The sequence below is a fragment of the Brucella sp. MAB-22 genome, from assembly GCF_025908475.1.
Taxonomy (GTDB): domain Bacteria; phylum Pseudomonadota; class Alphaproteobacteria; order Rhizobiales; family Rhizobiaceae; genus Brucella; species Brucella anthropi.
In genome coordinates this window covers 68898-88840 of the sequence record NZ_CP109782.1, presented here as the reverse complement: position 1 = coordinate 88840, position 19943 = coordinate 68898, and the positions used below count along the sequence as shown (strand labels likewise).

Below are 19943 nucleotides of genomic sequence, written 5' to 3'. Positions count from 1 at the left end.
CGAAAAGTGTGAAACGCCTACGCAAGGAAATCAGTCCACTGGACTGATTTCTGATCCCGCTTGACTCTTGCCTCGCTCGATTCAATACTAGAACATATAGAGAACAAAAAGATGGAATCTAGACGTGAGCGGCATCGACATCGCGGCGCTGCGGCGCATGGTTACGACCATTGAAGGCAACGATCCGCAAGGCAGTTTTGCAAATCAGGGGCAAACGGGCTTCGGGCGGGCGCGCAGTTTCACGCTCGGCCTTGCCGGAGCGGATGCTGCCTTTCCGCATGGTCTGGCAGGCGACGCGCTGCATGAGGTTTTTGCCGAAAACCCCGGCGCGCATATGGCTGCGACCGGCTTTGCGCTCGCCTTTGCCGCCCGTGCGGCAGAACGCGCCATAGAGCCTCGTCGCCCGATTATCTGGATCGAGGAAGAAAGTGCTGCAAGTGAATATGGCGGGCTTTATCCGCCGGGACTTCATGCCTTCGGGATCGATCCGTCGCGACTTCTGATCGTGCGCTGCCCCACGGCACAGGATGTCCTGAAGGCGGCAAATGATGCGCTGGAAGCCGGAACCGGCGGCAAGGCTTCGCATCTTGTTTCCGGCGTCGTCGCCTCGGTGACAGGCCAGCCGAAATGCCTCGACCTGACCGCTTCGCGTCGTCTGCTTCTGGCAACAGAAACCGCGCAGCTGCCCGTCATCCTGCTCCGGAGCCACCGGACGGCTGTGCAAAGCGCTGCCGTCAGCCGCTGGCGGGTGGCGCCCGCGCCGTCCCGTTCAAGTGGAGCGAACGCACCCGGCAAGCCTGTCTTTTCGGCGGTTCTGGAACGCAATCGCCACGGCACATGCGGGCAATGGATCATGGAATGGAACAATGAAACCCAGGAATTTGGTGCTAACGAACGGGATGGCAGAACGTCTGTTTCTCGCCCTCTGGTTTCCGTTTCTGCCGACCGACCGGCTTCGCAACAGCGCTCCGCCTGACGGCAAACCGCGCCTGCCTTTGGTTGTGACCGAACGCACGGCCAATGCGCTGCGCCTGACAGCAGTGGATGCCGGAGCGGCAAAGCTCGGCCTTTTTCCCGGTATGGCACTGACGGATGCGCGCGCCCGCGTGGAACGGCTTGAAGTGGCAACGGCAGCACCGGAACATGATGCGGCATTGCTCAAGCGTCTTGCCCATTGGTGCGAGCGCTACACGCCGCTTGTCGCCTTCGATGAGCCGCATGGGCTGATGCTCGACATAACCGGCTGTGCGCATCTTTTTGGCGGGCTCGACGCCATGCGTGCCGATGCAATCCGGCGTCTGGAACGGGCCGGGCTTGGCGTACAGGCGGCGATTGCCGATAACAGTTTTGCCGCGCGACTTCTGGCACGGGGAACGAAGGGCAGTGTCTTCAGCAGAGCAGAGGCCGACCGGCTGCTTCCCCGCCTGCCGCTCTCCGCGCTTGAACTGACGCAAGCTGCGGAAACCGGCCTTAAACGCGCCGGATTGAAACGCATCGGCGATGTGATGGGGCTTCCGCGCGCCGCACTCACCGCCCGCTTCGGCACCGATCTTGCGACCCGGCTCGACCGGCTGGCGCGGCAGGAGCGCGCGCCGATTTCCCCCATGCGCATCATGCCGCTCAGTACCGTCGAGCGCCGCCTGTCAGAGCCGGTTACCGCAATGGAACTGGTCGAACGCATCTTGCAGGAACTGGCGCAGGAGCTTTTTGCGCAGCTTGAACCGGAGGGCAAAGGCGCGCTTCTGATTGAGGCCTCCTTCTTCCGTGTCGACGGCGAAATGCGTCATATCCACATCGAGACCGGCCAGCCCTTGCGCAGCGACAAGGTTTTCCTGCGCCTTGCGCGTGAAAGGCTCAACGCCTTGACCGACCCGCTCGATGCAGGTTTCGGCTTCGACATGATCCGGCTGGCAGCGCTGCGCAGCGCGCCAATCGCCCAGCGCCAGACGGGGCTCGACCAGCATGAGGAAGATGAAGCGGGGTTTAGCCAGCTTGTCGACCGGCTTTCGGCGCGGCTTGGACAGAACCGCGTTCTCGTCTCCTTTTCGCGCAACACGCATATTCCTGAACGGGCTTTCGGCCTGCGCCCTGCTCTGCACACGGACAGCAAGGGCGAAGCCGATTACGAAAACACAGCAGCACTTCCCCCAGCACTTCCCAACGACCCGCCTCTGCGTCCCATAAAACTGTTTCGCCCGCCGCAGTTGATTGAAAGCGTGGCGGAAGTGCCCGACAGTCCGCCTTCGTTTTTCCTGTGGCGGCGGGTGCGCCATCATGTGCGCCTTGCCGAAGGACCGGAAAGGATCGAACCGGAATGGTGGCTCGCAATCGGTCACACGGTTCCGGAACTGCGCGATTATTACCGGGTGGAAGACGAGAACGGCCAGCGCTTCTGGATTTTCCGCGAAGGCCTTTATGACGGTGCCAATCATCCGCGCTGGTTTTTACACGGACTGTTTGCGTGATGGCTCCTTATTTCGAAATGGCTGCTGCCAGCAATTTCTCCTTCCTGTGCGGTGCGTCGCATCCGCAGGAACTGGTAGCGCGTGCGCATGAGCTTGGTCTGTCCGGTATCGGCATTGCCGACCGCAACACGCTGGCCGGTGTGGTGCGGGCACATGCGGCATGGAAGGATTTTCGCGACAAGAGCGATTTCCGGCTTTTCATCGGCTGTCGCCTGTCCTTCACCGACGGCACGCCGGATATGGTCGTCTATCCGCGTGATCGCGCTGCCTATGGGCAATTGTGCCGCCTGCTGACGGAGGGCAAGGCACGCGCTGCCATCAAGGGCGAATGCCATCTCGAATGGAGCGACCTGCTGTTTCGCGCCCGGCAGTTCCAGATCGCGGTTTTTCCGCCTGAAGACGACAGACCGGATTTTGCCGCGCGCCTGACCGAGATTGCGCAAGCTGCCCCCGGCTCGGTCTGGTTGGCGCTCGCCATGCCGCATCAGGGCCATGACGGACGCCGGGCCGAACGCATCGCCCGTTTTGCAGCCGAAGCCAATGTGCCGCTGCTCGCCACCAATGACGTGCTCTATCATCATCCCGACCGCCGCGCGCTTCAGGATGTGCTGACGGCAACCCGCCACCACACGACTGTTTTCGCAGCCGGGCAGCTTCTCGAAAAGAACGCCGAACGCCACCTGAAACCACCAAAGGAAATGCTGCGGCTGTTCCGCGACTACGCTGAAGCAGTCGAGGCTACCGCCGATTTCGTCGCGCCCATCACCTTCCAGCTTGATGAGCTGAAATATGATTATCCCGACGAGCCGGTGCCGCCCGGCAAGACGCCGCAACAGCATCTGCATGATCTCACCTGGGAAGGTGCTGCCCGTCATTACGGCGCTAACAGCATCCCGCCGAAGGTGCAGACGCTGATCCACAAGGAACTGGCGCTGATCGAAAGGCTGCAATATGCGGCCTATTTCCTCACCGTCTATGACATTGTGCAGTTTGCAATTTCCAAGAAAATTCTGTGTCAGGGGCGCGGTTCGGCGGCCAATTCCGTTGTCTGCTTCTGCCTTGGCGTCACCGGTGTGGACCCGACACAGGTTGACCTCCTGTTCGAGCGCTTTCTTTCGGTCGAGCGAAAGGAACCGCCGGATATCGACGTCGATTTCGAGCATGAGCGACGCGAAGAGGTGATGCAATATGTCTATGACCGCTACACCAGAGATCGCGCGGCCATTGTCGCAACCGTCATCAGCTATCGGTCCCGCAGTGCGATCCGTGATGTCGGCAAGGCGCTGGGGCTGACTGAGGATGTGACGGCAGCACTCGCCAATACGGTCTGGGGCATATCCGGCGGCGGCATCGACAAGCAGCATATCAGACAGGCGGGTCTCGACCCCGACAATCCCATCATCCGACGCGCGGTGGAACTGGCCATCACGCTGATCGGCTTTCCGCGCCACCTGTCGCAGCATGTCGGCGGCTTCGTGCTCACCCGCGACCGTCTGGACGAGACCGTGCCCATCGGCCCGGCAGCAATGGAAGACCGCTCCTTCATCGAATGGGACAAGGACGATATCGATGAGGTGGGGCTGATGAAGGTCGATGTGCTGTCGCTCGGCATGCTCACCTGCATCCGCAAGGCTTTCGACCTCATTCACCAGCACAAGCCGCAGCTTTATGGCGGCGAAAAGCTGACGCTGGCCAATCTGCCGCGCGAAGACGAAGCCGTGTACGACATGCTGTGCAAGGGGGATTCGCTCGGCGTGTTTCAGGTGGAAAGCCGCGCCCAGATGAACATGCTGCCGCGCCTGCGCCCGCGTGAGTTCTATGATCTCGTCATCGAGGTCGCCATCGTGCGGCCCGGTCCCATTCAGGGTGACATGGTGCATCCCTATCTGCGGCGGCGAAACAATGAGGAACCCTGCACCTTGCCATCGCCAGCGCCGGAATATGGGCCGCCCGACGAGTTGCTACAAATTCTCGGCAAGACCAAGGGCGTGCCGCTGTTTCAGGAACAGGCGATGCGTATTGCCATGGAGGCTGCAAAATTCACACCGGATGAGGCCAACCAGTTGCGCCGCGCCATGGCCACTTTCCGCAAGATGGGCACCATCCATACGATGGAGACAAAGATGATCGAAGGCATGGTCAATCGTGGCTACGACCGGACCTTTGCCGAAAACTGCTTCAACCAGATCAAGGGTTTCGGCGAATATGGCTTTCCCGAAAGTCATGCGGCAAGCTTTGCGCATCTGGTCTATATTTCTGCGTGGATCAAGTGCCACCATCCGGAAGTGTTCGCCGCCGCACTTCTGAATTCCCAGCCCATGGGTTTTTATGCGCCCGCCCAGATTGTGCGCGATGCCCGCGAACATGGTGTGACGGTGCTGCCCGTCGATGTGAACTTCAGTCACTGGGATAATATTCTGGAGGATACGCTCGATATTCGACCGGCGCTCCGGCTCGGCTTCCGCCAGATCGACGGCTTTTCCAAACGGGACACCGAACTCCTGATTGCCGACCGGCAGGAGCCTTACCGCACCATCGAGGACATGCATCGGCGGCTCCGGCTCGACCGGCGCGCCTTCACGCTTCTGGCTGATGCCGATGCCTTCGGCTCGCTTGACATCGACCGCCGCGCAGCACTTTGGGCCGTGCGCCGTCTGCCCAATGATGAAACCCTGCCGCTGTTCCGCGCCGCCGCAACCAGCGAACTGGCGGAGGAACCGCGCACAAAACTTCCTGAAATGGCCGCGTCCGAACATGTGATTGCCGATTACGAGACGACGCGGCTCTCGCTGAAAGGGCATCCGCTGCAATATCTGCGCGAGGGTCTGGCGGCGGAAGGCGTTTCAACCTGTCGTGCTGTGCAGGAAGGTGCCGACGGACGCCGCATGAAAGTGGCGGGCGTCGTCACAGTGCGCCAGCGCCCCGGCAGTGCCAAGGGCGTGGTGTTTCTCACCATCGAGGATGAAACCGGCATCGCCAATATTGTCGTCTGGCCGAAGATTATGAAAGCGTTTCGCCGCGAAGTGATGGGCGCGCGGCTGATCCATATCGAAGGTCGCCTCCAGCGCAGCCCCGAAGGGGTCGTGCATCTGGTGGCGTCAAAGCTGCAGGACCGTTCGGCAGCATTGATCGAAATGAGCGGACGCGAAGCGCAGCGCCTCGTCGCTCCATCCCAGATGGCGCATCATCCGCGGAATGTAAAAATCATGCCGAACTCGCGAGACTTTCATTGAGCAATCACGCGCTCCGAAGCCCGTTCGCTATTTTGGCTATGACGCGACGAAAATGGTGCAATTCGAGAACCGGAGCGGAGTGTACTTTAAAGTGTGTCGCATTTTATCGTAGTCATACGACACGCTTTAAGTTTTTGTTTTCCTGCATGTCTTTATCCCAAAACCGGTTCCCACTTTTGGGAGACATGCATTAGGTACATGAGCACCGGAAGCGCAGAAGTGCGCCATTTGCAGACCGTCAGAGCCGAAATAGAGCGGGCTTCAGTTCCATGCGCCAACGAAAAACACAGCACAATAATGCAGTGCCGCGCCCACCACGACAAAGCCGTGCCAGATGGCATTCTGAAACCGCAGGCGCTCCCAGACATGGAAGATCACCCCCAACGAATAGACCATGCCACCGGCTGCAATCAGCCAGAAAACGGCTGGCGGCAGCGATTGCACCATGGTGTCGTAGACCATGACGCCGCTCCAGCCGAGCGCCAGATAAAGCAGGATCGACAGCCGGTCGAAACGTCCCGGCATGAACAGTTTCAGCATGATGCCGACGAAAGCCACGCTCCAGACGAAGAGAAGCAGCGGCAGAGCGCGGTCGCCCATATGCATGGCAAAAGGCGTGTAGGTTCCGGCGATCAGCAGATAGATCGCCGAATGGTCGAAACGGCGCAGGAACCATTTGGTCGGGGAAACCGGCCAGATATTGTAGACGGCCGAAATGCCGAGCGCCGCCAGAAGGCTCGCGAGATAGACCCCCGACGAAATCGAGGTCGCCGCAGGCATGTTCGGCAGGAAATAGATCAGCATGGCAATGGCGCCCGCAAGCGCCAGCCCGACACCCAGAACATGGATGACGCCATCGGCCCACAATTCGGCCCGGTCATATTTCCATTTGACTGGATGAGGCAGTCTTACATTCATGAAATTTCCCTGTCGTCGGTTCCAGAGCGCGTTTCGATCTGATTGGGTCAGATCGGCGCTCTAGTCCTTTGTTTTAACGCGCATCTTTTCCGAAAACCGTTTCACATTTTTCGGGATGCGCTCTCAACAGGAAACTGCCATCGCTTTGCAGCGTCAAGATGACAGTTGGTTGATAGGAAGTTTATTGCGCTGCCGGTGCGTAGGAAGCCTGAATGGGAGCGACGCCGGGGAGCGGTGCTGTCCCACCTTCCGGCAAGGATGCCGGCTGGATGGAAGCGGCTGCGTCACGGGTCGGTCCGTTGCGCTTCCAGCTTCCGTCGAGGCCGGTTTCCTGCAACAGTCCCTTGCGCTTGGCATCGTAATAATAGCCCCGCGCATAATAGCGGACTGCCTGGCTTTCATCACCGCCCGCGACCTTATAGGCGCCGGACAGATAGCGAACCGCATATTTCAGATTGGTTTCCGCATCGAGCAGACCCTTGGCCGCGCCCGTATAACCCATGCCGCGCGCAGTCGGATGGCTGATCTGCATCAGGCCCCAATAAGGTCCGTTGCGGGCGCCCGGATTGAACCGGCTTTCGCGATGCACGACCCGGCGCACAAGGCGTTCCGGCACGTCATAGGCGACGGAATATTTGGTGATCAGCGCATCGAGTTCTTCCGGCGCATGATCCGGTGTCTCAAACGCCATATTGGCGGCAACGGATGCCGGCGAAGCGGCAGCCTGCGCACCGGCATAGGCCATCATCGGTTCGGACTGGCCACGAATGCCGGGAATGGGAACAACGGCAGGCAGGACCGGATCGGAAGGATCGGTCACGGCTGCGACGGTCTGCGTTCCGGCAGCAGCGCCCGCATCGGCAGTCGCCGTGCCTGCGGCATTGGCCGTGGCACTGGCAGCGCTGCCTGCTGCGGAAGCGGTCTGGCTGGAGGTATCGGTCTGCGTGATCAGCGCCGTTTTCACGGGCTTGCCGTCATTGGTGGTGTTGCAGGCGCTGAGCGCCACGGCACAACCAAGAAGCATGAGGCCCTTGCGGACCAGACCAGCGGAGGAAGAAGAGGAAAGCGCGTAACGCATGACCGGATCCGTTCTCAGGAATCGAAATCTTTTTCGATGCGTTTTTCAAGCTCGACCAGATCTTCAGGCAGAGGCAAACCACTGGCCCGCAGCGTATTGAGCTTCTCGCGAACCGTTTCACGGATTTCATGAGCGTCTTGCGGCTGATTCACCATTTGCTCGAAAAGCAGCGCAATTTCCGCCTTGATGTCCTCGAATGCCATCCAGATCCTCTTGGCTTTACAGGCATCGGAAAGCGCCCGTTTCAGTCAATATTCTTTCGGTCGATGAGGATCATGTACCATGCAAAAGACGGCAAACGGAAGCGCTAAACGTCGGGGCTCGGCCAAAATGAATATTTCAAATGGTAACAAAAAGATTAACGCACTCACAAAATGCGCGGTGACACTGCATCTACCACATTGAAATCAAAAGCAAAAATACCGAGATCATCGAAGTCTAGACCGCCGTTTGGATCGAAGAGATAAATGCTCATCCAGACGAGCGCGATCACGAGCACAATTGCCAGAATCATGAGAATCAAAAGGCGTCGCCCGAGCGCGGTCTTGCGACCCGCTCCTTCCGGCGGCTGTTTGGCCATAGTCAATTGCTGCCTTGTTCAATCGTCATTGGTCGCGTTCAGTTCATCCGGCGGTGTGCCGTGTTCGGGCTCCGCCGACAGATAGCCCTCGCGCACCAGCCATTTGCGCAGGATAAGCGTCATCGCCTCGGTCTGGTTGAGACCAGGATGCTTTTCGGCGATGAAGCGCTCCAGAGCGTCGTGCACGTCATCAGGAAGATAGATGCTCATTCATGCTCCTCCACGTGAAGAGAATCAGACTACGGTAACGGTGAGGGTTGCCACGCCGTCGACCTTGCCTTCCAGACGGTCGCCGCGCTTCACCGGTCCGACGCCCGCAGGCGTACCCGTAAAGATAAGATCGCCGGGTTGCAGCTCAAAGAGCGAAGACAGGTAGGAAATGGTTTCCGCCACCTTCCAGATCATCTGATTGAGGTCGCCCGACTGGCGGGTTTCGCCATTGATGGCGAGCGAAATCGCAGCCTTTTCCGGGTGGCCGATTTCCGACACCGGCACGATGGCCGAACAGGGTGCGGAGTGTTCGAAAGCTTTCGCGACTTCCCACGGGCGCCCGGCCTTCTTGGCCACGGCCTGCAGGTCGCGGCGCGTCATGTCGATGCCAACGGCGTAGCCATAAACATGGTCCAGCGCCTTTTCGACAGCAATGTCGGTGCCCCCGGCCTTCAGCGCCACCACAAGTTCGATCTCGTGATGCACGTCCTCGGTCTTCGGCGGATAAGGGAAATCACCGCCTTCGATCACGAGGCTGTCCGGGTTCTTCTGGAAGAAGAAAGGCGGGTTGCGAGTCGGATCACCGCCCATTTCGATGGCGTGATCGGCGTAGTTCTGGCCGACGCAATAGATGCGATGCACGGGAAAGCGCGCGTCCGTTCCCTTCACAGGCAAAAAAGGCTGCGGGGGCGGCGCAAAAACATAAGTCGTCATGGGGAACTATTCCGGTCGGAAACTGATGAAGCGATTTTCCCATCATGCAGACGCAAGCGCATCGCCGCAACCCTTGAAAGGTGCAATTCCCTGTTATCGCCCGTCCGAGACCACGACAAAATCCGCCTTGCGCGACTGCGCTACCACGAGTTCGGCATTGGGAATGTCGTTGGAAAGGGCGCGGTTTCGGGCGGTTTCGGCATCGAAGCCGAAGCTGAGCCAGCGTTCGATCAGGCGACGCTCCAGCTCTGCAAAGGGCACATCCAGATAGAGCGTCATGTCGAAAAAGGGAGCAAGCTGCGTCCATGGTTGCTGATCGAGCAGCAGATAATTGCCTTCGACCAGAAGCACGCGATGCTCCGGGCCGACCACGGATGCCGCAGCGCGGGACAGCTCCAGAGAACGGTCGAAAACCGGAATGAAGATTTCGCCCTCTGCCTGTTTCAGTCGCTGCAGCAACACCGCAAATCCGGCGCAGTCGAAAGTGGGCGGCGAGCCCTTGCGGCTCAGCAATCCACGCTGATCGAGAATCCCGTCATCAAGATGGAACCCGTCCATGGGCACGACGATGGACGGCGTTTCGTCGCCCTTGTTGATGGCATGGAGCAGATAGTCGGAAATGGTGGATTTTCCGGCTCCCGGCGGGCCTGCGATGGCCACGATCAGGCGCTTGTCGGTTTCCGCCAGCCGCGCAAGAATTTCCGAAGGCAGGGCTTCGCGCTCAATAGGCGTCATGTCCGGTTTCCGTGATTCGTCCTGTCACCGTGTTAAAGGCGCAGCAACCCTGTTCAAGCGCAAGTGGTCAAGCCGCTTCCTTCGGTCTCATCGCCCCGGTCATCAGCGCCACGGCATCAGACATGGAATATTCCTTCGGGTCGATGACCGTCAGGCGGCGTCCGAGCCGGTGAATGTGGATGCGGTCGGCAACCTCGAACACATGCGGCATGTTGTGCGAGATGAGCACGATGGGCATGCCGCGCCGCTTCACGTCTTGAATAAGCTCCAGTACGCGGCGCGATTCTTTGACGCCAAGCGCCGCCGTCGGCTCGTCCATGATGACCACCTTGGAGCCGAAGGCGGCGGCACGCGCCACCGCAACGCCTTGACGCTGGCCGCCCGAAAGGGTTTCCACCGCCTGGCCGATGTTCTGGATCGTCATCAGGCCCAGTTCGGACAGTTTTTCGCGCGCGATCTTTTCCATCGCACCGCGATCCAGCATGCGAAACAGCGAGCCAAGCGGCCCCTTGCGGCGGATTTCGCGGCCCAGAAACAGATTGTCGGCGATGGAGAGCGCGGGCGACAAGGCAAGGTTCTGATAGACCGTCTCGATGCCCGCCTGTCGCGCTTCCATTGGTGAATGAAAGCTGACCGGCTTGCCGTCGAGAAGGATTTCCCCTTCATCCGGCTTGATCGCGCCGGACAGCGCCTTGATGAGCGAGGACTTGCCGGCGCCATTGTCACCGATGACCGCGAGGATTTCGCCGGGATAGAGATCGAAGTCGGCATGATCGAGTGCGGTGACGCGACCATAACGCTTGACCAGACTTCTGCCAGACAGAACAGGCGTGGTGTTCGTTTTCATGCGGCAGCCTTTCTGATCCACTGGTCGATGGCGACGGCGGCAATGATAAGAACGCCGATCAGGAGATAGGTCCATTGCGGATCGGTGCCCCACAGGCGCAGCCCCAGCGAAAACACGCCGACGATCAGCGCACCGAACATGGTGCCCAGAATGGAACCGCGTCCGCCGAAGAGCGAAATGCCGCCGATCACCACTGCGGTGATGGATTCGATATTGGCGAACTGGCCTGCGGTCGGCGACACAGAACCGAGACGACCGATCATCGCCCAGCCTGCAAGCGCGCAGATGATACCGGCCAGCACATAGACCGACATGAGGATCGGCTTGACCGAGACGCCGGAAAGCTGTGCCGCTTCGGGATCGTCACCGATGGCATAGACGTGCCGTCCCCAGGCAGTGTGGTTCAGCACATACCAGAACAGCAGAACCAGAAGCACCATCGCAATGACGCCATAGGTAAAGACCGCGCCACCAAAGCGGATGCTCTCGCCGAAGAATTGCAGGATCGGCGCTTCCGCCGTGATTTCCTGCGCGCGGATCGTCTCGTTGGCGGAATAGAGGAAGTTTGTGGCGAGGATCACCTGCCACATGCCGAGCGTTACGATGAAGGGCGGAAGGCGGACATAGGCCACCAGAAAGCCGTTGATGAAGCCGCATAGCGCGCCGGTAGCAAAGCCGCACAGAACGGAAAGTTCGGCGGGAAGCCCATAGCGGAAGGTGAACTGGCCCATCACCACCGATGACAGGACCATGATGGCACCGACCGAAAGATCGATACCTGCGGTCAGGATCACAAGCGTCTGCGCCACGGCAATGATGCCGGTGATGGCGACCTGTTGCAGAATGAGGGTCAGTGCGAAGGCGGAGAAGAACTTGCCGCCAAGCGTGATGCCGAACACCAGCAGCGACAGGACGAGCACGATCAGCGGCACGGCAGCGGGATTGTGATGCAGGAAATTCCGCATCCGATAAAGCAGCGACTGGTCGCCCGCATCGAAAGAGGCGACATCAGCCGCGCTCTGCGCCAGCGTCTTTTCATAGTCCTGCATAGACGGTTTTTGTGCAGCGGAAGCCGCCTGTGGCTCACTCATGTCTGTCTCCTGCCTTCACCTGCAGAAAGGTTCGGCAAATCCTACGACCTGCCGAACCAGAACCCAAAGAGCCTATCAGCCCCAGCACTTGTCGAGTGCGGTCTTCGTGTCGATGGACGGAACGCCCTCCACCGGCTTGTCGGTGACAAGCGACACGCCGGTATCGACGAAGTCCTTGCCTTCGGTCGGCTTCGGCTTTTCACCCGTATCGGCAAACTTCTTGATCGCCTCGATGCCGAGTGCCGCCATCTGCAGCGGATATTGCTGCGAGGTCGCGCCGATCACACCGGCCTCGACATTCTTCACGCCGGGGCAGCCGCCATCGATGGAAACGATCAGCACGTCTTTTTCGCGACCGACGGCCTTCAGCGCCTCATAGGCACCGGCGGCGGCAGGTTCGTTGATGGTGTGGACGACATTGATGTTCGGATCCTTCTGGAGAAGGTTTTCCATCGCGCGACGTCCGCCTTCTTCGTTGCCATCGGTCAGGTCGCGACCGGCAATGCGCGGATCATCCTCGTCACCGAGTTTGGTCTTGTCTTTCGGGTCGATGCCGAAACCGGTGGCAAAACCCTGATCGCGCAGAACGTCGACGCTCGGCTGCGATGCGGTGAGGTTGAGAAAGGCAACCCGCGCATCCTTGGCCTTGTCACCGAGTGTTGCCGCTGCCCATTTGCCGACCAGTTCACCGGCCAGGAAATTGTCGGTTGCAAAGGTTGCGTCCGCCGCATCGGCAGGCTCAAGCGGCGTATCGAGCGCGATGATGAGCAGGCCCGCATCGCGTGCCTTCTGCAGCGACGGCACGATGCCCTTGGTGTCGGAAGCCGTGATGAGAATGCCCTTGGCGCCGTCGGCCATGCAGGTTTCGATGGCCGCAACCTGGCTTTCGGAATCGCCGTCGATCTTGCCCGCATAGGTCTTGAGATTGACGCCCAGCTCCTTCGCCTTGGCGATAGCGCCTTCCTTCATCTTGACGAAGAACGGATTGGTATCGGTCTTTGTGATGAGGCACGCGCCGACATCGGCAGCATTGGCCGAACTCAGTGGAATGGCGGCAGCGCCAAGCGTGAAGGCAGCAAAGGCTGCCGACAGAACTGTCTTCTTCATGGACTCCTCCCAGATTGAAACCGGTCCTCTTCCCCCGGCAGAAGAGAAGCAAAACACGGCTTCAAAACAGAGTCAATTAATAAATCCACTTGATTTATTAATATGCTGTGTCACTCTGGAAGACGGAGGAGAGAGGATCGGCAAAGCGAACGGCAGGCTGGTCGTTTCATTACGTGGTCCATCTTAAGCGTTTGTTTTTATTTTATATCCCTCACAATGAGGGCTTTTTCTCCTCCGATGGTTGGTTTAGGAATTCCGGCATTCCATGGCTGCATTTCGAGATTGCATTCCATGGCACGGAATCTGGGAGAGGCTATGGTCAGGCATAAAGTTGAAGGCGAACCAGACAGCGGGTCTGCCGATACGCTTTCCAGCACCCTTTCTGGCACCCTTTCCGGCACTCCGGGTCCTGCCATGCTGCAATTCGCCGGGCCGGGCGCGAGCGTCAATCGCGGTTCAAACCAGATCGGCGTGCGCGCCTATAATGAGCGGCTGGTTCTGGCGCTCGTGCGCCGGCATGGCGCTTTGGCCCGCGCCGAAATTGCGCGCCTGACCGGACTTTCGGCACAAACGGTTTCCGTCATCATTCGTGCGCTGGAAAAAGACGGCCTCATTACGCAGGGCGAACGGGTGCGCGGTCGTGTAGGCCAACCTTCCATGCCGATGCGCCTTGCCGCCGACGGGGTTTTCTCCTTCGGTCTCAAGATCGGGCGGCGCAGCGCGGAAATCATCCTGATGGATTTTCTGGGAGCGATCCGCGAACGGCGGCACATTACCTATCGCTGGCCTGTACCGGGTGAAATCCGTCGCTTCGCCGTCGAGAGCGTCGCCGCTTTCACGGCAGCCCTCGAACCGGCCAAGCGCGACCGCATTGCAGGGCTCGGCATCGCATTACCCTTCGAATTGTGGAACTGGGTCGAGGAAGTGGGTGCACCTGCCGAAGATCTGGATGCATGGCTCGGCGCCGATCTCGTCGGCGATTTCGCCAAGGCGTTTTCGTTTCCGGTCTTCGTGCAGAATGACGGAACGGCAGCTTGTGGTGCGGAACTGACCTTTGGTCGCGGGCCAGAATTCACCGACTTCGTCTATTTCTTCATCGGCTCGTTCATCGGCGGCGGCGTGGTGCTGAACAACACGCTCTATCCGGGCCGCACGGGCAATGCGGGCGCGCTCGGCTCCATGCCGATGCGGATGCGCGGCACGTGGGAGCGCGGCGAAACCTTGCAGCTCATCGATACGGCTTCGCTGTTCGTCCTCGAACGCATGTTGCAGGAGCGGCACCTGCCCTCCGACGATCTGTGGCTTTCACCGGAAAACTGGCGCAACTTTGGTACGCCGCTCGACGAATGGGTAGCGCTTGCCGCACGCGGGCTGGCCCATGCAACGGTAGCTGCCGCCTCCGTGATCGACTTTCCCGCCGCCGTCATCGATGGCTGGTTGCCGGGTAATGTGCGTCACCGCATCGTGGAAGCGACCCGCGTGGAGCTTTCATGCCTCGACTTGCAGGGCCTGCGCGCGCCGAAGATCATCGAGGGCAAGGTTGGTGTGCATGCCAAGGCGATGGGCGCGGCAAGCCTGCCGCTTTCCAACCGCTATCTGTTCGACCAGAGCGTCCTGTTCAAGGATGCAGGTTAGTTCCCTTGATCGCCTTGTCGATATCTTTCTTTGGGCCGTAAAGCGCAAGGCCGACCAGATCGGGTGCGTCGGCATTTTCCGCCTTGAATACAGCGCGGTTGGCGACGTCATACCCGGTCTCGAACATGGCGCGCACATAGGGCGCACGGATAAGATCGCGCTGGATCGATTGCTGCCATGCCCGTTGCAGAACGTCCGGTGTTGCCGAGAAGATCAGCATCGGCTGGCCGAGCAGACGCGTATGCTTGCGGCCTGCCGCATCCTCATAAGGATCGCCCATGGCGTGCGGCACAGCGCCGGATATGCCGGTCGCGATAAAGGCAGTCACGTTCAGCTTCTGCCAGACAGGCAGATCATGCAGGACAAGAATGGCTACTTTTGTATCGAAAATCATAAGCTTTTCCTCTTTTCGAGGACAGGGCTAACGGCTTTTCGCTGCAATTTCTGGAACGTTTGTGCGTCCCTTGCGATAAGCAGCAGGCGTCATGCCATAGGCGCGGCGGAACCAGCGCCCCATATGGCTCTGGTCGGCAAATCCGCTGAGCGCGGCTGCTTCTGCTGGCGCCACTTTTTCGCGCAACAGGCGCCGTGCTTCAGCAAGGCGCAACTGCACCAGACAGGCATGTGGCGAGGTGCCGTATTCACGCCGGAACCCGCGTGAAAGCTGGAAACGGTCGGCGGCCCCAACCGCTTCCGCCAGTTCATCGAGGCCGAACTCCTCGTCGAAGCGCGCCCGCAGATAGTCCATCGCGCGTGCTGCGACCGGATGCGGAGCCGACCCTTTTTCTGTCACGTCCTGCCCAAGATGTCGGGCAAGATGGTTCGTCACCTGATCGCGGCAGTCTTCAATCATCAGGCGCGGCGCTTCGAGGAAGATTGCCTCGCAGGTGCGGGCGACCGCATGAAACAACTGTCCGTCATCGGCCAGCGTCTCGCGAAAACCGATATGCGCATCATTGCCACCCATCGCGCTTCTGACCAGCGATTGCGGCATATAAAGCATGTTATAGGCAAAACCGTCCGCGGCGACCGCCTGCCCGTCGTGGCGTTCGCCCGGCTCGATGAGAATCACTCGCCCCGGCGTGCTCTGCCGCCGCTTGCCCCGGCAGAAAAAATCCTGCACGCCCGCATGGGTCACGCCGACGAGCCATTCGTCATGAAAATGCATGTCATAGGCATGGCTGTGAAAACGGGCGGCCACGGCTTCCAGGCCGGTGGTATCGTCGCGTTTCAGCCGCATCACATCGCGCGGGCCATTGATGGGGCGAGCATTGTCGGTCATGGCAGAATTTGTAGCATGGCCAGCGACAACCACACAGTTTGTTATTTTCAATCAATAAGTTTGATCTATGTTGTCTTGCAATGACCGCAAATGCCAACACATTGACTGCTTAATTCATTTAATCGAACGGGAAAGATATGACCGTCAAGACAATCGCCACCACGCCATACCAGGACCAGCAGCCGGGCACTTCAGGCCTGCGCAAGAAGGTTCCGGTTTTCCAGCAGCCCAATTACGCTGAAAACTTCATCCAGTCGGTTTTCGATGTGCTGGAAGGTTTTGCCGGCAAGACGCTCGTGGTCGGCGGCGACGGACGCTATTATAACCGCGAAGTGATCCAGAAGCTCATCAAGATGGCCGCCGCCAATGGCTTCGGGCGCATCATGGTGGGGCAGGGCGGCATTCTTTCGACGCCTGCCGCCTCTAACATGATCCGCAAATACAAGGCTTTCGGCGGCATGATACTTTCGGCAAGCCACAATCCCGGCGGCCCGAATGAAGATTTCGGCATCAAATACAATATCGGCAACGGCGGACCGGCACCGGAAAAGATCACCGAGGCGATCTTCGCCCGCTCGAAAGTGATCGACCAGTACAAGATTGCCAATGTGGCCGATATTGATATCGACACGATCGGCACGAGCCGGATCGGCGACACCGAAGTCGTCATCTTCGATCCTGTCGCCGATTATGCCGAGCTGATGGAAAGCCTGTTCGATTTCGACGCAATCCGCGCCATGATCAAGGGCGGTTTCGGTCTCAAATTCGATGCCATGCATGCGGTGACCGGGCCTTATGCCAAGGAAATCTTCGAGCACCGTCTCGGCGCGCCGGAAGGCAGCGTGATGAACTTCGTGCCCCTGCCGGATTTCGGCGGCCACCATCCGGATCCGAATCTCGTCTACGCAAAAGATCTCTATGATCTGCTCATGTCCGACCACGCGCCGGATTTCGGCGCCGCCTCCGATGGCGACGGTGATCGCAATCTCATCATCGGGCGCGGCATCTTCGTCACGCCATCCGATTCGCTTGCCATGCTGGCCGCCAATGCGCATCTGGCGCCGGGCTACAAGGACGGCATCAAGGGCATTGCCCGTTCCATGCCGACAAGTGCTGCCGCCGACCGCGTGGCTGACAAGCTCGGCATCGGCATGTTTGAAACGCCGACGGGCTGGAAGTTCTTCGGCAATCTGCTCGACAATGGCAAGGTCACGATTTGCGGCGAGGAAAGCTCCGGCACCGGGTCCGACCATGTGCGCGAGAAGGATGGCCTGTGGGCCGTACTGCTCTGGCTCAATATTCTGGCGGTGCGCAAGGAAAGCGTGAAAGACATCGTCGAGGAACATTGGGCGCGTTTCGGGCGCAATTATTACACCCGCCACGACTATGAAGCTGTCGATTCCGATATCGCCAAACAACTGGTGGCCGATCTTCGCGGCAAGCTTGCAAGCCTGCCCGGCACGACCGTCAATGGCCTCACAATCGAGAAGGCCGACGACTTCGCCTATCACGATCCGGTCGACGGCTCGATCAGCGAACATCAGGGCATCCGCATCTATTTCCCGGATGGCGGTCGTGTGGTGCTGCGCCTGTCCGGCACCGGTACGTCAGGTGCTACCATCCGCATCTATGTCGAGCGCTATGAAGCGGATACCACCAGGCACAATCTCGACACGCAGGAAACGCTGGCCCCATTCATCGACGCGGCAGAACAGATCGCCGAGGTGAAAAAGCGCAGCGGGCGGACAGAGCCGAGCGTTATCACCTGACAAAAGAAAAAGGGCCGTTTCCGGCCCTTTTTTCATTCGAAGACAATCGCCGGCGCGGGCTTTCCAGCCCACTTGCCGCCCTTCATGTTGTCCCAGACCTTGCGGGCGATCTCGCGATAGATTTTCGCGTGTTCGCTGTCCGGTTCATGGACGGTGATCGGCGTGCCCGCATCCGAATAGGCGCGCACATCCATATGCAGCGGCACTTCGCCCAGGAACGGCACCTCGAGACGCTCCGCCTCCCTGCGCGCGCCGCCATTGCCGAAAATATCGTAGCGCGCACCGGTGTCGGGCGCGATGAAGTAGCTCATGTTTTCGACGATGCCCAGAAGCGGGACATCCACCTTGCGGAACATGTTCAAGCCCTTGCGCGCGTCGATCAACGCCAGGTCCTGTGGTGTCGAAACGACCACGGCACCCGCCAGCGGCACCTGCTGCGCCATGGTGAGCTGTGCGTCACCGGTGCCCGGCGGCATGTCGACCACCAGAACGTCCAGTTCGCCCCAGGCCACTTCGCGCAGCATCTGCGTCAGCGCCGACATGACCATCGGCCCGCGCCAGATCATCGGCGTTTCCTCATCGACCATGAAGCCCATCGACATGACCTTGATGCCGTAATTTTCCATCGGCTTCAGGATGCGGCCCTCGACCGTTTCCGGACGGCCGGAAAGGCCGAGCAGGCGCGGCATGGATGGTCCGTAAATATCGGCATCGAGAATGCCGACCTTCAGCCCGTTGGCGGCAAGACCGAGCGCAAGATTGACCGCGGTGGTGGACTTGCCGACGCCGCCCTTGCCCGATGCAACAGCGATAATCGCGCCAACGCCCGGAATGCCGGGCTTCGTCGCTGCGCGCTGCGGCTGTGGCGGGTGGCGATGCTGAACCGGAGCGGCTGCAGGTCTGGCCTGCGGCTTTGGTGGTGGGGGCGCATCGTCGCTGGTACGTCCGCCTTTCTTTTCGGCGGTGAGCGTGACCAGCGCGCCAGTGACGCCCGGAATTTCCTTCACGGCCTTTTCAGCGGCAAGCCGCATCGGCTCCAGCGCATCGGCGCGCGCTGCCGGAACCGTGATGGAGAAGAAAACCTTGCCGTCGGCAATAAAGATATCCGACACCAGTCCGAGCGACACAACATCGCTTTCGAAATCCGGTCCCGTCACGGTCTTCAGCCGTTCCTGAACCTGTTCGCGTGTTACGCTTGTCATTTCGATTCCTTTAATGAAGGCAGCAAGGGAATACCGGAGTAAGGAAGTATGTCCGATGTAAGAACATATTGCCCTACTCCCTATTCCCTTTTCATCAAAAGGCCAATGCCCGTTTCAGGCCTCTGTCAGGCTGCCTCCTCGCAGACGGCAGCCTCGGGACGATGACCCATGAGATAGAGCGCGCAGGTGGTGCGCAGCATGGAGGCAAAATTCGGGATCGCGCCATTGGCCTCCAGCGCTTCGTCGTAAAGCGTCGATATGAAGCGGGGCGTGGTCAGGTTCTGGCTGGCCGCGATCTCATCCAGCAGGCGCCAGAAGGTGGCCTCCAGCTGAATGCTGGTGGAATGGCCGCCTATGCGCACGGAGCGATTGATCTGCCGGTAGCCTTCCGGGTCCTGCTCGGCGAAAACCTTGCACATGGGTTCCTCCCTTCATTAAGAGCACGAACTTGGCTGTGGTAGCCGATTGCCACCACGCCGTCGCTTTTTCTTTCATAATCGACAACCAGCAAGACAATCGCAAGCCGCTTTTGAGGAAGCGGCAAAAGAAACAGGAGTAGCTTGTGGCTAAAGCCATTCATTCGATGATCCGTGTTCTCGACGAGGAAAAATCCGTTTCCTTCTATAATCAGGCTTTTGGCCTCGATATTGCCGAGCGCATTGATTTCGAAACCTTCACGCTGATCTATCTGCGCAATGCCGAAGCCGATTTCGAAGTCGAGCTGACGGTCAACAAGGGCCGTACCGAGCCTTACAATCTGGGCGACGGCTATGGTCATCTCGCCGTGGCGGTCGATGACGTCGATGCCGAACATGCCCGTTTCACGGAACTTGGCTTCAAGGTCGGCAAGCTTGTCGATTTCAAGAATAACGGCGTGCAGCTTGCCCGCTTCTTCTTCGCGGAAGATCCGGACGGCTACAAGATCGAAGTTCTGCAACGGGGTGGCCGCTACCAGTAAGCCGCTCCCTATCGTCTTTTCTGGCCGGGAGGAGCGGCCATGGAAGACGGGAAAGCCAGCATTCCCGGTGGTGAGAATCTCCGGGAACGCATAGCCAGCCCGCCCATTCCGGACGGGCA

20 protein-coding genes are annotated in these 19943 nt (G+C 59.5%); 6 read left to right on the top strand and 14 right to left on the bottom strand.

Features of this window, described 5'->3' with window-relative positions; translation table 11 throughout:
- Positions 1–124 precede the first annotated feature (124 nt).
- From OHI65_RS09960 to OHI65_RS09950, 3 genes are read left to right on the top strand one after another with little or no spacing between them, the layout of a single operon-like run.
- Positions 125–976 carry an ImuA family protein gene (locus OHI65_RS09960; protein ID WP_094514613.1) on the top strand — a complete coding sequence of 284 codons (852 nt, stop codon included), beginning with the start codon at positions 125–127 and terminating at the stop codon, positions 974–976.
- A complete protein-coding gene (locus OHI65_RS09955) occupies positions 912–2465 on the top strand; it encodes a Y-family DNA polymerase (RefSeq protein ID WP_125300585.1) in 1554 nt (517 codons plus the stop codon). The genes OHI65_RS09960 and OHI65_RS09955 overlap by 65 nt, the downstream gene beginning before the upstream one ends.
- Positions 2465–5698 (top strand): error-prone DNA polymerase, encoded by a 3234-nt coding sequence (locus tag OHI65_RS09950; RefSeq protein ID WP_125300502.1) that lies wholly within the window; start codon positions 2465–2467, stop codon positions 5696–5698. The genes OHI65_RS09955 and OHI65_RS09950 overlap by 1 nt, the downstream gene beginning before the upstream one ends.
- Before the next feature lie 261 nt (positions 5699–5959).
- On the opposite strand, the gene trhA is transcribed toward OHI65_RS09950, so the two are convergent.
- The 10 genes from trhA to OHI65_RS09900 all read right to left on the bottom strand — a co-directional run bounded on the left by trhA (position 5960) and on the right by OHI65_RS09900 (position 12978).
- Positions 5960–6616: a PAQR family membrane homeostasis protein TrhA gene (gene trhA / locus OHI65_RS09945; protein WP_010657882.1), complete on the bottom strand. Its 657-nt coding sequence runs from the start codon at positions 6614–6616 to the stop codon at positions 5960–5962.
- Between the two features lie 181 nt (positions 6617–6797).
- Entirely contained in the window at positions 6798–7694 is an 897-nt protein-coding gene (locus tag OHI65_RS09940) for a lytic transglycosylase domain-containing protein (protein WP_040129029.1), read from the bottom strand.
- 14 nt (positions 7695–7708) lie between these two features.
- Positions 7709–7897 carry a hypothetical protein gene (locus tag OHI65_RS09935; protein ID WP_010657880.1) on the bottom strand — a complete coding sequence of 63 codons (189 nt, stop codon included), beginning with the start codon at positions 7895–7897 and terminating at the stop codon, positions 7709–7711.
- A 164-nt stretch (positions 7898–8061) separates the two neighbouring features.
- Positions 8062–8274: a hypothetical protein gene (locus tag OHI65_RS09930; RefSeq protein ID WP_029375838.1), complete on the bottom strand. Its 213-nt coding sequence runs from the start codon at positions 8272–8274 to the stop codon at positions 8062–8064.
- Between the two features lie 18 nt (positions 8275–8292).
- The gene (locus OHI65_RS09925) at positions 8293–8484 is read right to left on the bottom strand and encodes a hypothetical protein (protein ID WP_010657878.1); all 192 of its coding nucleotides are present in this window, start codon (positions 8482–8484) and stop codon (positions 8293–8295) included.
- Between the two features lie 24 nt (positions 8485–8508).
- Positions 8509–9198 carry a fumarylacetoacetate hydrolase family protein gene (locus OHI65_RS09920; protein WP_011982304.1) on the bottom strand — a complete coding sequence of 230 codons (690 nt, stop codon included), beginning with the start codon at positions 9196–9198 and terminating at the stop codon, positions 8509–8511.
- Between the two features lie 93 nt (positions 9199–9291).
- The gene (locus OHI65_RS09915; protein ID WP_125300501.1) at positions 9292–9933 is read right to left on the bottom strand and encodes a nucleoside/nucleotide kinase family protein; all 642 of its coding nucleotides are present in this window, start codon (positions 9931–9933) and stop codon (positions 9292–9294) included.
- 67 nt (positions 9934–10000) lie between these two features.
- Positions 10001–10780, bottom strand: a complete 780-nt coding sequence (locus tag OHI65_RS09910; protein ID WP_125300500.1) for an ATP-binding cassette domain-containing protein — start codon at positions 10778–10780, stop codon at positions 10001–10003.
- The gene (locus tag OHI65_RS09905; protein ID WP_010657874.1) at positions 10777–11871 is read right to left on the bottom strand and encodes an ABC transporter permease; all 1095 of its coding nucleotides are present in this window, start codon (positions 11869–11871) and stop codon (positions 10777–10779) included. Before OHI65_RS09905 ends, OHI65_RS09910 begins: the two co-directional genes overlap by 4 nt.
- A 75-nt stretch (positions 11872–11946) precedes the next feature.
- Complete coding sequence (locus tag OHI65_RS09900; protein ID WP_125300499.1) at positions 11947–12978, bottom strand: sugar ABC transporter substrate-binding protein; 1032 nt, start codon at positions 12976–12978, stop codon at positions 11947–11949.
- 315 nt (positions 12979–13293) lie between these two features.
- Between OHI65_RS09900 and OHI65_RS09895 the strand changes: the two genes are divergently transcribed.
- Positions 13294–14613 carry an ROK family protein gene (locus OHI65_RS09895; protein ID WP_011982299.1) on the top strand — a complete coding sequence of 440 codons (1320 nt, stop codon included), beginning with the start codon at positions 13294–13296 and terminating at the stop codon, positions 14611–14613.
- Here OHI65_RS09895 and OHI65_RS09890 read toward each other — a convergent pair.
- Both OHI65_RS09890 and OHI65_RS09885 read right to left on the bottom strand, forming a co-directional pair.
- Positions 14597–15007 carry a DUF2000 domain-containing protein gene (locus OHI65_RS09890; protein WP_011982298.1) on the bottom strand — a complete coding sequence of 137 codons (411 nt, stop codon included), beginning with the start codon at positions 15005–15007 and terminating at the stop codon, positions 14597–14599. The two genes, OHI65_RS09895 and OHI65_RS09890, sit on opposite strands and share 17 nt — an antisense overlap.
- 27 nt (positions 15008–15034) lie before the next feature.
- Positions 15035–15895 carry an AraC family transcriptional regulator gene (locus tag OHI65_RS09885; protein WP_125300498.1) on the bottom strand — a complete coding sequence of 287 codons (861 nt, stop codon included), beginning with the start codon at positions 15893–15895 and terminating at the stop codon, positions 15035–15037.
- 137 nt (positions 15896–16032) lie between these two features.
- Here OHI65_RS09885 and OHI65_RS09880 point away from each other — a divergent pair, with 137 nt between their 5' ends.
- A complete protein-coding gene (locus OHI65_RS09880) occupies positions 16033–17664 on the top strand; it encodes an alpha-D-glucose phosphate-specific phosphoglucomutase (protein ID WP_125300497.1) in 1632 nt (543 codons plus the stop codon).
- 32 nt (positions 17665–17696) lie between these two features.
- On the opposite strand, the gene apbC is transcribed toward OHI65_RS09880, so the two are convergent.
- Together apbC and OHI65_RS09870 are read right to left on the bottom strand one after the other, a co-directional pair.
- Entirely contained in the window at positions 17697–18866 is a 1170-nt protein-coding gene (gene apbC, locus OHI65_RS09875; protein ID WP_125300496.1) for an iron-sulfur cluster carrier protein ApbC, read from the bottom strand.
- A gap of 125 nt (positions 18867–18991) precedes the next feature.
- Complete coding sequence (locus OHI65_RS09870; protein ID WP_006471202.1) at positions 18992–19285, bottom strand: ribbon-helix-helix domain-containing protein; 294 nt, start codon at positions 19283–19285, stop codon at positions 18992–18994.
- 143 nt (positions 19286–19428) lie between these two features.
- Here OHI65_RS09870 and OHI65_RS09865 point away from each other — a divergent pair, with 143 nt between their 5' ends.
- Positions 19429–19824 (top strand): VOC family protein, encoded by a 396-nt coding sequence (locus OHI65_RS09865; protein ID WP_011982294.1) that lies wholly within the window; start codon positions 19429–19431, stop codon positions 19822–19824.
- Positions 19825–19943: the final 119 nt, after the last annotated feature.

What these genes read in the sequence shown, in the direction of transcription:
- OHI65_RS09950 (WP_125300502.1), top strand. Translation starts at nt 2,465, where the DNA reads ATGGCTCCTTATTTCGAAATGGCTGCTGCCAGCAATTTCTCCTTCCTG.
- trhA (WP_010657882.1), bottom strand. Translation starts at nt 6,616, where the DNA reads ATGAATGTAAGACTGCCTCATCCAGTCAAATGGAAATATGACCGGGCC.
- OHI65_RS09940 (WP_040129029.1), bottom strand. Translation starts at nt 7,694, where the DNA reads ATGCGTTACGCGCTTTCCTCTTCTTCCTCCGCTGGTCTGGTCCGCAAG.
- OHI65_RS09935 (WP_010657880.1), bottom strand. Translation starts at nt 7,897, where the DNA reads ATGGCATTCGAGGACATCAAGGCGGAAATTGCGCTGCTTTTCGAGCAA.
- OHI65_RS09930 (WP_029375838.1), bottom strand. Translation starts at nt 8,274, where the DNA reads ATGGCCAAACAGCCGCCGGAAGGAGCGGGTCGCAAGACCGCGCTCGGG.
- OHI65_RS09925 (WP_010657878.1), bottom strand. Translation starts at nt 8,484, where the DNA reads ATGAGCATCTATCTTCCTGATGACGTGCACGACGCTCTGGAGCGCTTC.
- OHI65_RS09920 (WP_011982304.1), bottom strand. Translation starts at nt 9,198, where the DNA reads ATGACGACTTATGTTTTTGCGCCGCCCCCGCAGCCTTTTTTGCCTGTG.
- OHI65_RS09915 (WP_125300501.1), bottom strand. Translation starts at nt 9,933, where the DNA reads ATGACGCCTATTGAGCGCGAAGCCCTGCCTTCGGAAATTCTTGCGCGG.
- OHI65_RS09910 (WP_125300500.1), bottom strand. Translation starts at nt 10,780, where the DNA reads ATGAAAACGAACACCACGCCTGTTCTGTCTGGCAGAAGTCTGGTCAAG.
- OHI65_RS09905 (WP_010657874.1), bottom strand. Translation starts at nt 11,871, where the DNA reads ATGAGTGAGCCACAGGCGGCTTCCGCTGCACAAAAACCGTCTATGCAG.
- OHI65_RS09900 (WP_125300499.1), bottom strand. Translation starts at nt 12,978, where the DNA reads ATGAAGAAGACAGTTCTGTCGGCAGCCTTTGCTGCCTTCACGCTTGGC.
- OHI65_RS09895 (WP_011982299.1), top strand. Translation starts at nt 13,294, where the DNA reads ATGGTCAGGCATAAAGTTGAAGGCGAACCAGACAGCGGGTCTGCCGAT.
- OHI65_RS09890 (WP_011982298.1), bottom strand. Translation starts at nt 15,007, where the DNA reads ATGATTTTCGATACAAAAGTAGCCATTCTTGTCCTGCATGATCTGCCT.
- OHI65_RS09885 (WP_125300498.1), bottom strand. Translation starts at nt 15,895, where the DNA reads ATGACCGACAATGCTCGCCCCATCAATGGCCCGCGCGATGTGATGCGG.
- OHI65_RS09880 (WP_125300497.1), top strand. Translation starts at nt 16,033, where the DNA reads ATGACCGTCAAGACAATCGCCACCACGCCATACCAGGACCAGCAGCCG.
- apbC (WP_125300496.1), bottom strand. Translation starts at nt 18,866, where the DNA reads ATGACAAGCGTAACACGCGAACAGGTTCAGGAACGGCTGAAGACCGTG.
- OHI65_RS09870 (WP_006471202.1), bottom strand. Translation starts at nt 19,285, where the DNA reads ATGTGCAAGGTTTTCGCCGAGCAGGACCCGGAAGGCTACCGGCAGATC.